Origin of the sequence: Falsiroseomonas ponticola (genome assembly GCF_016805305.1) — a bacterium.
Lineage (GTDB): Bacteria > Pseudomonadota > Alphaproteobacteria > Acetobacterales > Acetobacteraceae > Falsiroseomonas > Falsiroseomonas ponticola.
This window is the reverse complement of the sequence record NZ_JAERQN010000006.1, coordinates 190,961-203,164: the sequence shown is the minus strand read 5'-3', so window position 1 is coordinate 203,164 and position 12,204 is coordinate 190,961. Positions and strand designations below refer to the sequence as shown.

11 protein-coding genes are annotated in these 12,204 nt (G+C 70.6%); 9 read left to right on the top strand and 2 right to left on the bottom strand.

Annotated features, from left to right (window positions below; translation table 11 throughout):
* Positions 1-15: 15 nt before the first annotated feature.
* The 5 genes from gabD (at position 16) to JJI54_RS18735 (ending at position 6,160) form a co-directional block, all read left to right on the top strand.
* On the top strand, positions 16-1,494 hold the full coding sequence (gene gabD, locus JJI54_RS18755; protein ID WP_264177197.1) for an NADP-dependent succinate-semialdehyde dehydrogenase: 1,479 nt from the start codon (positions 16-18) through the stop codon (positions 1,492-1,494).
* A 13-nt stretch (positions 1,495-1,507) separates the two neighbouring features.
* Positions 1,508-2,149, top strand: coding sequence for a hypothetical protein (locus tag JJI54_RS18750; protein WP_203074585.1), 642 nt, complete (start codon positions 1,508-1,510; stop codon positions 2,147-2,149).
* 11 nt (positions 2,150-2,160) lie between these two features.
* Positions 2,161-3,537: a glutathione-disulfide reductase gene (gorA, locus tag JJI54_RS18745; protein ID WP_203074584.1), complete on the top strand. Its 1,377-nt coding sequence runs from the start codon at positions 2,161-2,163 to the stop codon at positions 3,535-3,537.
* A gap of 62 nt (positions 3,538-3,599) precedes the next feature.
* Entirely contained in the window at positions 3,600-4,982 is a 1,383-nt protein-coding gene (locus JJI54_RS18740) for a class II 3-deoxy-7-phosphoheptulonate synthase (protein WP_203074583.1), read from the top strand.
* Positions 4,979-6,160 carry a beta/alpha barrel domain-containing protein gene (locus tag JJI54_RS18735; protein ID WP_203074582.1) on the top strand — a complete coding sequence of 394 codons (1,182 nt, stop codon included), beginning with the start codon at positions 4,979-4,981 and terminating at the stop codon, positions 6,158-6,160. Before JJI54_RS18740 ends, JJI54_RS18735 begins: the two co-directional genes overlap by 4 nt.
* A gap of 71 nt (positions 6,161-6,231) precedes the next feature.
* Here JJI54_RS18735 and JJI54_RS18730 read toward each other — a convergent pair whose 3' ends face one another.
* Positions 6,232-7,266: a 2OG-Fe(II) oxygenase family protein gene (locus JJI54_RS18730; RefSeq protein WP_203074581.1), complete on the bottom strand. Its 1,035-nt coding sequence runs from the start codon at positions 7,264-7,266 to the stop codon at positions 6,232-6,234.
* A gap of 58 nt (positions 7,267-7,324) precedes the next feature.
* Between JJI54_RS18730 and JJI54_RS18725 the strand changes: the two genes are divergently transcribed.
* The 3 genes from JJI54_RS18725 to JJI54_RS18715 are packed head-to-tail and all read left to right on the top strand — an operon-like array spanning position 7,325 to position 10,324.
* Positions 7,325-8,230 (top strand): DMT family transporter, encoded by a 906-nt coding sequence (locus JJI54_RS18725; RefSeq protein ID WP_203074580.1) that lies wholly within the window; start codon positions 7,325-7,327, stop codon positions 8,228-8,230.
* A 31-nt stretch (positions 8,231-8,261) separates the two neighbouring features.
* Positions 8,262-9,926, top strand: a complete 1,665-nt coding sequence (locus JJI54_RS18720) for an NAD+ synthase (RefSeq protein WP_203074579.1) — start codon at positions 8,262-8,264, stop codon at positions 9,924-9,926.
* Positions 9,923-10,324 (top strand): hypothetical protein, encoded by a 402-nt coding sequence (locus tag JJI54_RS18715; protein ID WP_203074578.1) that lies wholly within the window; start codon positions 9,923-9,925, stop codon positions 10,322-10,324. The genes JJI54_RS18720 and JJI54_RS18715 overlap by 4 nt, the downstream gene beginning before the upstream one ends.
* 10 nt (positions 10,325-10,334) lie before the next feature.
* Here JJI54_RS18715 and JJI54_RS18710 read toward each other — a convergent pair whose 3' ends face one another.
* Positions 10,335-10,721 carry a hypothetical protein gene (locus JJI54_RS18710; RefSeq protein ID WP_203074577.1) on the bottom strand — a complete coding sequence of 129 codons (387 nt, stop codon included), beginning with the start codon at positions 10,719-10,721 and terminating at the stop codon, positions 10,335-10,337.
* Positions 10,722-10,867: 146 nt separating this feature from the next.
* Between JJI54_RS18710 and gltX the strand changes: the two genes are divergently transcribed.
* Positions 10,868-12,202, top strand: coding sequence for a glutamate--tRNA ligase (gene gltX / locus JJI54_RS18705; RefSeq protein ID WP_203074576.1), 1,335 nt, complete (start codon positions 10,868-10,870; stop codon positions 12,200-12,202).
* Positions 12,203-12,204: the final 2 nt, after the last annotated feature.

The following is a 12,204-nucleotide window of genomic DNA, read 5'->3' as shown; positions in this document are numbered from 1 at the left end:
ACGAAGGAACACGCCATGCTCGACGTCACAGCCAGCCTGCCGCTGAAGGACCCCGACCTGTTCCGCCAAGCCAACCTGATCGGTGGCCAGTGGGTCCAGGCCGATAGCGGCAAGACCATCGCGGTGCGCAACCCCGCGACCGGGGAGGTGGTGGGCCAGGTCCCCGCCATGGGCGCCGCGGAGACGCGCCGCGCCATCGATGCCGCCGCCGCCGCGCTCGGCGCCTGGCGCGCCATGCTCGCCAAGGAACGCGCCGCGATCCTCCGCAAGCTGAACGACCTCATGCTCGCCAATGCCGACGACCTGGCCGCGATCATGACGGCGGAGCAGGGCAAACCCCTGGCGGAAGCGAAGGGGGAGGTGGCCTACGCCGCCTCCTTCATCGAATGGTTCGCGGAGGAGGCGAAGCGGATCTACGGCGACACCATCCCGCAGAACGCCAAGGGCCGCCGCGTGCTGGTGATGAAGGAGCCGATCGGCGTCTTCGCCGCCATCACGCCCTGGAATTTCCCGGCCGCGATGATCACCCGCAAGGCCGGCCCCGGCTGGGCCGCGGGCTGCACCGGCGTGATCCGGCCGGCGTCGCAGACCCCCTTCTCGGCCCTGGCGCTGGCCGTGCTGGCGGAACGCGCGGGCATGCCCGCCGGCGTCTGCAACGTCATCACCGGGCCGTCCGGCGAGACGGGTGGCGAACTCACCTCCAACCCGAATGTGAGGAAACTGTCGTTCACCGGCTCCACGGAAGTCGGCCGCAAGCTGCTGGCGCAATGCGCGCCGACCATCAAGAAGACCTCGATGGAGCTGGGCGGCAACGCCCCCTTCATCGTCTTCGACGATGCGGATCTGGATGCCGCGGTGCAGGGCGCCATGGCGTCCAAGTACCGCAACACCGGCCAGACCTGCGTCTGCGCCAACCGCATCCTGGTGCAGGACGGCGTCTATGACGCCTTCGCGGCCAAGCTGAAGACGGCGGTGGAAGCGCTGAAGGTCGGCAACGGCATGGAAGCCGGCGTGACGCAGGGCCCGCTGATCAACGCCGATGCGGTGGCGAAGGTGGAGGAGCACATCGCGGATGCCACCGCGAAGGGCGCCACCATCGTCACCGGCGGCAAGCGCCATGCCCGCGGCGGCAATTTCTTCGAGCCCACCATCCTCGCCAATGTCCCCGCCGATGCGGTGGTGTTCCGGGAGGAGACCTTCGGCCCCGTGGCGCCGCTATTCCGATTCAAGACGGAGGAGGAGGCCATCGCGCTCGCCAATGACAGCGAGTTCGGCCTGGCCGCCTATTTCTACGCCCGCGACATCGGCCGCATCTTCCGCGTGGCGGAGGCGCTGGAGGCCGGCATCATCGGCGCGAATGAAGGCATCATCTCCACCGAGGTCGCGCCCTTCGGCGGCGTGAAGCAGAGCGGCCTGGGGCGGGAGGGCAGCAAGTACGGGATCGAGGACTACCTCGAGATCAAGTACATCGCGCTGGGCGGCATCGGGACCTGAGGGGCTGGGCGCCGTGATCCGGAACTGGATCGCGGCGCTGCCGCCGGGGCCGCAGCGCTGGCTTCTGCTCGTGGGGCTGCTGGCCTATCCCTACGGCCTGGCGCTGACAGCCCTGCGGTTCGTGCATGAAGGCGCGGCAGCCGCCTGGGTGGCGCCGAGCCTGCCAGTGATCCAGGAATTGCTGCCCCTGGCCTCCGTGATCCTGGCCGGGCATGCGGCGCAGGGCGATCCCGTGCCGGGCATGGTGAATGCCCATCTGCTGGCGGTCGGGCATGTCTCGGGCCTGGCGCTGGGCTTGCTGTTCATCGCTCGGGTGGCGGCCAAGCCTGCAAAGGCGGCGCTGAACTTCCGCCAAAGCGTGGCAACCTCGCCCCAGACATGGGCGCGGCGGATCAGGCCCTGGGCGATGGCCTTGTTCGGCGTGGTGTTCAGCCTGGCGGTCCTGTGGTCGCTCTCGCTCGATACCGGCGGGTTGCGGGCCGATGGCGGGTTCAAGTTCCGTGCCTCGGCGGGGCTGCCTGGATTGATGCTGATCGCCTTCTCGCAATGCGCCTGGCTCATGCTGGCGGGCGGCGCGGCCATGCTGGTGGTCTGGATCAAGTGCCGGGACAGTGCCATCTCTGGGCCGAGCGCGGGGCCACCCGCCGGCATCTGAAGGGCACGCCCATGGCCTATGATTTCGACCTCTTCGTCATCGGCGGCGGCTCCGCCGGCGTGCGCTGCGCGCGCATCTCGGCGGGCCATGGCGCGCGGGTCGGGATCGCGGAGGAGCGCTTCTGGGGCGGCACCTGCGTCAATGTCGGCTGCGTGCCGAAGAAGATCATGGTGAACGCCGCGGAATACGGCATGTGGGCGGAGGATGCGGCCGCCTTCGGCTGGACCATCACGACCGAAGGCCATGACTGGGCGAAGCTGGCCCAGGCGCGGGATGCGGAAGTCGCGCGCCTGTCCAGCATCTACGACAAGCTGCTGCAGGGCGCCGGCGCCACCATCTTCAACGCCCGCGCCACGCTGGTCGATGCCCATACCATCCAGGTCGGCGAGAAGCGCGTGACGGCGGAGCGCATCGTCATCGCGACCGGCGGCCAGGCCGTCCGCCCGCAGATCCCGGGCGCCGAGATCGGCCTGATCTCGGACGACCTCTTCACCCTGCCCGAGCTGCCGAAGCGCGTCGTCGTTGTGGGCGGGGGGTACATCGCCCTCGAATTCGCCTGCATCCTGCGCGGCCTGGGGGCGGAGGTGGATGTGATGTACCGCGCCGCCCTGCCGCTGCGCGGCTTCGACGAGGATATCCGCCAGGCGGTGGTGGAGGCGCTGACCGCCCAGGGCATCCGCCTCAACGCCAATGCCGCGCCGACCTCGCTGGCCCGCGTCGAGGGCCAGGTGATCGTCACCGCCGCGGACAACATGATGCGGGAGGTGGATGCGGTCTTCTTCTGCACCGGCCGCAAGCCCTACACGGCGAAGCTCGGGCTGGAGGCAGCCGGCGTGGCGGTGGACAAGGACGGCGCCATCACCGTGGATGACGACCACCGGACCAGCCAGCCCCATATCCACGCCATCGGCGACGTGATCGACCGGGTGAACCTGACCCCCATGGCGACCGCGGTCGGCCATGCGCTGGCGGATACGCTGTTCGGCAACAAGCCCCGCCGCGCCTCCTACCGCAACGTGCCGACGGCGGTCTTCACCTCCCCCCCCATCGGCACCGTCGGGCTCTCGGAGGCCGAGGCCGCCGCCGAGGGCCCGGTCGATATCTACGTCACCCGCTTCACCCCCATGCGGCACACGATCAGCCGCCGCCAGGGCCGCCGGACGCTCATGAAGCTCATCGTGTGCCAGCGGACGGACAAGGTGCTGGGCGCCCACATGATCGGGGAGGACGCGGCCGAGATCATGCAAGGCATTGGAATCGCGGTGGTCATGGGCGCGACCAAGGCCGATTTCGACCGCACCATCGGCATCCACCCCACCGCGGCGGAGGAGTTCGTGACCTTGCGCACCCGCACCCGGGAAGCCGGGGTGAAGGCGGCGGCGGAGTAGTCAGGTTTTGCGAAACCGGGCCCTGCCGCTACAGTCCGGGGTTCGGAGTGGAGCCCAGGAACATGAGTGCGCGCGCGTGGACCCCGGACAGCTGGCGGGCGATGCCCATCCGGCAGGTGCCGGATTATCCCGACCAGGCCCGACTGAAGGCCATGGAGGACAAGGTCCGGCGATTTCCCCCCCTCGTTTTTGCAGGCGAGGCTGATCGGCTGAAGGCCCAGCTGGCGCGTGCGGGCGATGGCAACGCCTTCATCCTGCAGGGGGGTGACTGCGCGGAGAGCTTCGCGGAATTCCACGCCAACAACATCCGGGACACCTTCCGGGTGCTGCTGCAGATGGCGGTGGTGCTGACCTTCGGCGCCGCCCTGCCGGTGGTGAAGCTCGGCCGCATGGCCGGGCAATTCGCCAAGCCCCGCAGCAGCGACACGGAGACGGTGGAGGGCGTGACCCTGCCCTCCTACCGCGGGGACATCGTCAACGGCCCCGACTTCACCGCGGAAGCCCGCGTGCCCGATCCCGGCCGCATGGAATTCGCCTACCTCCAATCGGCCGCGACGCTGAACCTGCTGCGCGCCTTCGCGACCGGCGGCTATGCGGACCTGCACGAGGTCCATCGCTGGAACCTCGACTTCGCCGCGCGCAGCCCGCTGGCGGACCGCTATGCGGGCCTCGCGCACCGGATCGATGAGACGCTGCGCTTCATGGGCGCCTGCGGGATGTCCGACCTGCCGCAGGTGCGGGAGACGGAGTTTTATACGTCCCACGAGGCACTTCTTCTCCCGTTCGAGGAGGCGCTGACCCGCCAGCCCAGCACGCATCCGGGCCGGCATTTCGCCTGCTCCGCCCATTTCCTCTGGATCGGCGACCGCACCCGGCAGCCCGATGGCGCGCATGTCGAGTTCATGCGCGGCATCGCCAACCCGATCGGCATGAAGGTCGGGCCGAGCATGGAGGCCGATGAGCTGGTGAGGCTCACGGAGATCCTGAACCCGTCGAACGAGAAGGGGCGCCTCACCCTCATCTCCCGCATGGGGGCGGAGAAGGTGGAGGCGAAGCTGCCCGGCCTGCTGCGCGCGGTGAAGAAGGCCGGCCGCAACGTGGTCTGGCTCTGCGATCCCATGCATGGCAACGGCGTGAAGGCCGGCGCCTACAAGACCCGCAGCTTCGACGCCATCCTCGGCGAGGTGCGCGGCTTCTTCGACTGCCATGCGGCCGAAGGGACAGTGCCGGGCGGCGTGCATGTCGAGATGACCGGCCAGAACGTGACGGAGTGCCTGGGCGGCGCGCATCGCCTGACGGAGGCCGACCTCTCCGCCAACTACGCCACCTTCTGCGACCCGCGACTCAATGCGGAGCAGTCGCTGGAACTGGCCTTCCTGATCGCGGAGGAGCTGAAGGCGCGGCGCCCGGGCGCCGCCACCCTGCCGGCCAAGGCCGCGCAGTGACGGCGGGGACGCCGGGGCGGGATGGCCCGTCCCCGGCCGAGGGTGCGGTCCCGGCCTGGACGGACACCTATTTCAACCGGACCAAGGCCGTGGTCGCCCGCTTCGGGGATTGCCGCGTCACCTACGCGGTCTTCCTCCGGCGGCCGGTGATCTCCGCCCCCCGGCTCGCCACCGCCTGGCTGGAAGCGGTGGCGGAGGCGCGGGGGACGAAGTTCGACATCGAGCTGATGCACCGGGAGGGTGACTGGGTCGGCGCGGGCGACCCGATCTTCTACCTCTCCGGCTCCTTCGTGCAGCTCGCGGACCTGGAGACGCTGCTGCTGCAGAAGCTCGGCGCCGCCTGCGTCGCCGCGCACAACGCCTACCAGATGTGCCTCGAGCTGCCGGGCGTGCCCTTCCTCGCCATGGATGCGCGGCACTGCGCGGGGGCGGAGATGCAGGACATGATGGCCTATGCCGCCGCCATCGGGAGCGAGGCCGCCAAGCGGGAGGGGGCGAAGGGCTTCATCGGCAACGCCAATGACGCGACGGCGCATTGGTTCGGCGCGCCGCGGGGCCTCGGCACCATGCCGCATGCCCTGATCGGCTATGCCGGCACCACCGTCCGCGCCGCCGAGATGTTTCATGAAACCTTCCCGGATTCCGACTTGACGGTGCTGGTCGATTACTTCGGGCGGGAGGTGACGGACGCGCTCGCCGTCTGCGCGCGCTTTCCCGAACTGGCCGCGGCGGGGCGGCTGGCCGTCAGGCTCGACACCCATGGCGGGCGGTTCCTGGAGGGGCTGGACCCCGGCGAGAGCTACGCCGTGCTGGAACGCCACGCGCCCCAGGCCGTGCGGCGCTATCGCAGCGAGACGGAGTTGCGCCACCTCGTCGGCACCGGCGTCTCCGCCGCCGCCGTCTGGCGGATGCGGGAGGCGCTGGACGAGGCGGGCTATCCGAAGGTGCGGATCGTCGTCTCCTCCGGCTTCGGCGTCGGCAAGTGTCGCGTGGTGGCGGAGGCCAAGGCGCCGATCGACGTGGTCGGCACCGGGAGTTTCATTCCCGAGGCCTGGAGCGAGACCTACGCAACGGCCGACATCGTCGAGTATGACGGGGCGCCGCGGGTGAAGGTCGGCCGCGAATTCCTGCTGCGCCGGAACGGGGCGCGGAAGCGGAACGGCGAGGGGCACGCCTGATCTGACGACGGTCCAGGGGCGGTTCGCCCCTGGCGGATGGGGTCTGGGGAAGGCAGCGCCTTCCCCAGCGACTACCGCAGCGTCACCCCACCCTGCCCCCGCGCCTTCGCCTCCGCCATCAGGCGCCTCTCCTGCTGCGCCCCCTCCGCATCCGTGAAGAAGGTGAAGATCGCGAAGCGCCGCCCCTTCGTCACCGGCAGCGCCTCATGCAGCAGGTCGCAACAGAAGATCACCGCGCCGCCGGCCTCGGGCTCGTATTCCTCCGGCCCGAATTCCCCGAAGCGCAGCGTGCCGCCCTCATAGTCGCCCGTGTTCAGGTTCAGGCTCATCGCGAAGCGGCGATGCGCCGTGAAGGGGGTGCGGTTGTCGCGATGGGCGCCGAAGGCGCCGGCATTGGCGCTGTCGTAGCAGCCGATGCGCGGCACCTCGAAGCTGGCGGCGCGGAAGCGGTAGGCGCGCCACATCTCCGGCACCACGCGGCGCTCGATCCGGCGCTGGAAGCCCTCATAGAGCGCCTTGTCGTCCAGGAAGACATCGGCGCGGCGCTTGATGTTCGCGACCTTGCCCGCCCCCGCGCCGCCGGCGGAGGATGCGACGCGGTCCGTCGCCTTCTCCCCCTTCTCCCAATGCGCCAGCAACGCCTTGATGAAGTCGGGCTCCAGGATGCCCGGGATGATCAGCGCCGGCGCGCCGCCGCGCCGCACCGGGGCGGGCGGGGCAGGGGGCGGCACCAGGGCGAGCGCGGTGGCGACCGCCTCCTCACCCACCCCGGCATAGGCCAGCCGCCCGCGCGGCGTGACCAGCGCGACGCCGCCCTCCGCCAGGCCGAGCCCCAGGAACAGCTTCCGGTCCGCATCGAAGACCCGCGTCGCGCCGGGTGCCGGGGGCTTCGAGGGCGGGGATTCCGGCAGCACCACGATCGGCACCGCGCCCGCCTTCGCGATGGCGGGGTCGCCCGCCTGCCGCGCCGCCTCCGCCCCCAGCAGCAGGATCCGGTAGCGATCCGCGATGGTCTGCTGGGCCAGGTCGAAGGGCTGGCCCGCGGAATCCGGCAGGGCGAGGGCCGGCAGCAGGTCACCGGGGCGGAAGGGGGATGGCGCGCTCATGGCTGCCATTCTCGCATCCCGATGGGCAGGGCGTGAACACCCGCCTAGTGTCGCCGTCATGGAACCAACCTCCCCAGGGGCCCGGCGCGAACGCCGGATCGGCTATGCCTGCGCCTTCGCCGTGCTGTTCCTCTGGGTGGGCTTCCTGCTTACGGCGCGGCTTTCGGCGAAGCAGGCGCTGACGCCCTGGGACACGGCGGCGCTGCGCCACATGGGCGCCTTCCTGGCCGCGCTGCCGCTGGTGGCATGGCTGGGCTGGCCGAGGCTGCGGGGCGTGCGGCTGCTCGTCGTGCTCGGCACCGCGGCCTTCGGCTTTCCGCTGGCGGCCTATGTCGCCCTCGGCTTCGCGCCCGTGGCGCATGCGGGGGTGTTCATGACGGGCATGCTGCCCTTCTTCACCGCCGCCCTCGGCCTCTGGCTGCTGGGGGAGGCCTGGACCAGGCGGCGCTTCGCCTCGCTCGGCATCGTGGCGGCGGGCATCCTGCTGCTGGCCATCGGCACCTTCGGGGACCATCCCGGCAGCTGGCGGGGGGACCTGCTGTTCCTCGGCGCCAGCCTGTCCTGGGCGATCTACACCACGGCCATCCGGCGCTGGCGCATCTCCGCGGTGGAGGGGACCATGGCCGTCGCCCTCTGGGCGGGGCCGGTCTACCTGCCGGTTTGGTGGCTGGCGCTGCCGTCCAACCTGCAGGCCGCAAGCTGGGGCGTCATCGGCTTCCAGATGCTGTTCCAGGGCGTCTTCGCGGTGCTGGTGGCGGGGTTCCTCTTCACCCGCGCCGTCACCGCCATCGGGCCGGGGCGGACCACGACCATCACCTCCCTCGTGCCGGGGATGGCCGCGCTGGCCGCCTGGCCGCTGCTGGGGGAACCGCTGGGTGTCGCCGCGCTGGCGGGCGTGGCGCTGGTGACGGCGGGGATGGTGATCGGGGTGCTGCAGCCCAACCCCGCATCACCCGCGCGTTGACCCGACGGGGGGCGGAACCTAGCTTCCAAAAATGACCGACCGCCTCCGCATCGCCCTGGCCCAGATCAACCCGCATGAGGGGGCGCTCGACCGGAATGCGGACCGCATCCGCGCCGCGCGCGCCGAAGCGGCGGCGCAGGGGGCGGATCTGCTGGTCACGCCCGAATTCTCCATCGCGGGCTACCCGCCGGAGGACCTGGTACTCAAGCCCGCCTTCGTCGAGGCCTGCCTGGCGCGGATCGAGGCGCTGGCCGCGGAAACCGCGGATGGCGGCCCGGGCGTGGTGGTGGGCGGCCCCTGGCGGGATGGCGATCGCCTCCACAACGCGCTGTTCCTGCTGGAAGGCGGCCGCATCCAGGCGCGCCGCGCCAAGCATGAGCTGCCGAATTACGGCGTCTTCGACGACAAGCGCGTCTTCATGGCCGGCCCCGCGCCCGGCCCGGTGGCCTTCCGCGGCGTCCGCCTCGGCCTGATGATCTGCGAGGATTGGTGGTTCCCCTCGGTCAGCGAGACGCTGATGGAAAGTGGGGCGGAGATGCTGATCAGCATCAACGGATCGCCCTTCGAGGCCGAGAAGCAGGATACGCGCGTGCAACTCGCCGTCGCCCGCGTGGTGGAGACGGGGCTGCCCTTCGTCTTCCTGAACCAGGTCTGCGGCCAGGACGAGCTGGTGTTCGAGGGCGCGTCCTTCGTGCTGAACGCCGATCGCAGCCTGGCCGTGCAGATGCCGATGTTCGCCGAACAGGTGCTGGTCACGGAATGGAATCGCGGCCCGAAGGGCTGGGCCTGCGCGCCCCAGGCCGTGGCGCCCGCCATGCCGCGGCTGGAGCAGATCTACCGCGCCATGATGCTGGGCTTGCGCGACTACGTGGACAAGAACCGCTTCCCCGGCGTGGTGCTGGGCCTGTCGGGCGGCATCGATTCCGCGCTCTCCGCCGCCGTCGCGGCGGATGCGCTGGGGCCGGACCGGGTGCGGGCGGTGATGATGCCCTCCCCCTACACCTCCACCGAAAGCCTGGAGGATGCGGCGGATTGCGCCCGGCTGCTCGGCATCCGCTACGAAAGCGTGCCCATCGGGCCCGCCATGGAAGCCTTCACGGGCATGCTGGCGCCCGCCTTCGGCAACCGCCCGCCCGACATCACGGAAGAAAACCTGCAATCGCGCATCCGTGGCGTGACCCTGATGGCGATGTCCAACAAGTTCGGGGACATGCTGCTGACCACGGGCAACAAGAGCGAGATGAGCACGGGCTACGCCACGCTCTATGGCGACATGTGCGGCGGCTATTCCGTGCTGAAGGACGTCTGGAAGATGACGGTCTTCGCGCTCTGCCGCTGGCGGAACGAGAATTTCCCGGAGGGCGCGCAGGGCCCGAGGGGCGCCGTGATGCCGGAGCGCGTCATCACCAAGCCGCCCTCGGCGGAGCTCAAGCCCGACCAGAAGGACCAGGACACGCTGCCGCCCTATGAGATCCTGGACGCCATCCTGGAAGGGCTGGTGGAGCGGGAGCTCAGCGTGGATGCGCTGGTGGCGGCGGGGCATGACCGCGCCACGGTGCTGCGGGTGTGGCGGATGCTGGACCGCGCCGAATACAAGCGCCGCCAGGCGCCGCCGGGGGTGAAGATCACGCCCCGCGCCTTCGGCCGCGACCGCCGCTACCCCCTCACCAACGGCTTCTCGGCGCTGATCGCATGAGCGATTCCGAGCAGGACCCGATCTTCGCGGGCGGCGGCTTCGGCACCGTCCCCGGGCTCGCGGTGAAGATCATGGATCTCTCGGGGGCCAACGGGTCGGACCCCGTGGAGGTGGTGCGCGGCTTCGACACCATCGCCCACGCCAATGCCTTCGCGCGCCGCTACGTCCGGGATTCGGTCGATCGCTGCCGCACCCGCGGCATGGATGCCTCCGCCGTGCTGGAAGCCTGGTTCGCCTGGGGCGAGGATGCGGAAGTGACCGGCGCCGGCGACGATGCCTGGAAGAGCGCCACCGAGATCCATGATTTCGCCGCCCGCCGCGCGACGGATGCCGAGGAGCGCAACTGGCGCGTGCTCGACCCGCGGCGCGACGGGGATGACGAGGAGGAGGAGGAGTAGGCCGCCAGGCCTACTTCCACCCGCCCCCCTGCACGGGCACCGCATAGGGCGGCGGCGCGGGCGGCACATAGGCGACCGGCGGCGGGGCGTAATAGACCCGCGGCGGCGGCGCATAATAGACCGGCGGCGGCGCGTAGTAGACGGGCGGCGGCACATAGACCACCGGCGGCGGGGCGTAATAGACGGGCGGCGGCGCGTAGTACACGCGCGGCGGCGGCGCCAGCGCCGCGCCCACCGCGACCCCCGCGCCAAGGCCGAGCAGCGCGCCCAGCGCCACCCCGCTGCCATTGTGGCCGTGGTGGTGGCCGCGGCCGCGCCAATCCGCCTGCGCCGGGGCAGGGGCCGCCGCCAGGGCGGCCACCAGCACCGTGCCAACCAACAGCATCCGCTTGATCATCACTCTCTCCCCCATGCCAGGGCATGGCGTTTCACCTGCCGATTATCGCGCCAATTGCGCCCAAATGATGGAGAGAGGCGCTCGATGCCGCGGAGTTGCTCGGCACGCCTTGCCTTCCGCCGCGCCATGTCGTTCCTGTGCCCCCGATGAAAGTCCGTTTCGCCCCCTCTCCCACCGGCCTGCTGCATGTCGGCAATGCCCGGATCGCCATCGCCAATTGGTGCCTCGCGCGGCGCCATGGCGGCCATTTCCTGCTGCGCCTGGACGATACGGATACGGAGCGGTCCAAGCCCGAATACGCCCAGGCGATCGAGGAGGACCTGCACTGGCTTGGCCTCGACTGGGATGGGCTGGTGCGCCAGACCGACCGCCTGGCCCGCTACGCCGCGGCGGCGGAGGTGCTGAAGAAGTCCGGCCGCCTCTACCCCTGCCTGGAGACGGAGGAGGAACTCGCCTTCAAGCGGGAGCAGCGCCAGAAGCAGGGCCGCCCGCCCATCTATGACCGCGCCGCGCTCAAGATGACGAAGGAGCAGCTGGACCGCGCCATCGCCAACGGCAAGTCGCCGCATTGGCGCTTCAAGCTCTCCCACACCAGCGTCGAATGGCAGGATGGCGTGCTGGGGCGCCGTTCGGTGAAGCTGCCGAGCCTGTCGGACCCCGTGCTGATCCGCGCCGATGGCAGCTTCCTCTACACCTTCACCTCCGTGGTCGATGACCTGGAGATGGGGATCACCGACGTGATCCGGGGCGAGGACCACGTCACCAACACCGGCATCCAGCTCGACATCTTCGAGGCGCTGGGCGGCAGGCCGGGCGCCATGCGCTTCGCGCATCTGCCGCTGCTGACGGACAGCGATGGCGGGCCGCTGTCCAAGCGCACGGGCAGCGTGGGCCTGCGGCAGCTGCGGCGGGACGGGATCGAGCCCGCGGCGCTGGTCGGCTACCTGGCGGCGCTCGGCACCTCCGCCGATCCGGTGGCGGCCATGCCGGCGGAGCTCGCACCCGGCTACGACCTCGGCCGCGTGTCCCACTCCGCGGCGCGCTTCGACCTGAAGCAGATGCTGGCGCTGAACCGCAAGCACCTGCACGGCCTGCCCTTCGCCGCCGTCCAGCCGCGGCTGCCGGAAGGGGCGGGGGAGGATTTCTGGCTGGCGGTGCGCGGCAATGTCGATCTGTTCCGCGAAACACGGGACTGGTGGGATGTCGTTGCGGGGGATATCGTGCCCCTCTCCGATCCCGCCGATGCCGATCTCCTGCGCGCGGCGATCGGGACCTTGCCTGAGGAACCCTGGAATGAGGCGACCTGGCCGGCCTGGACCGGAGCATTGGCAGCCAGCACCGGCCGCAAGGGCCGCGCGCTGTACCTGCCGCTGCGCCGCGCCCTGACGGGCGAGGAACACGGCCCCGACCTCAAGGTCTTCCTTCCCTTGATCGGCCGCGAGAAGGCGCTTCGCCGCCTGACGCTGGCCATCCCAGGCTGAGT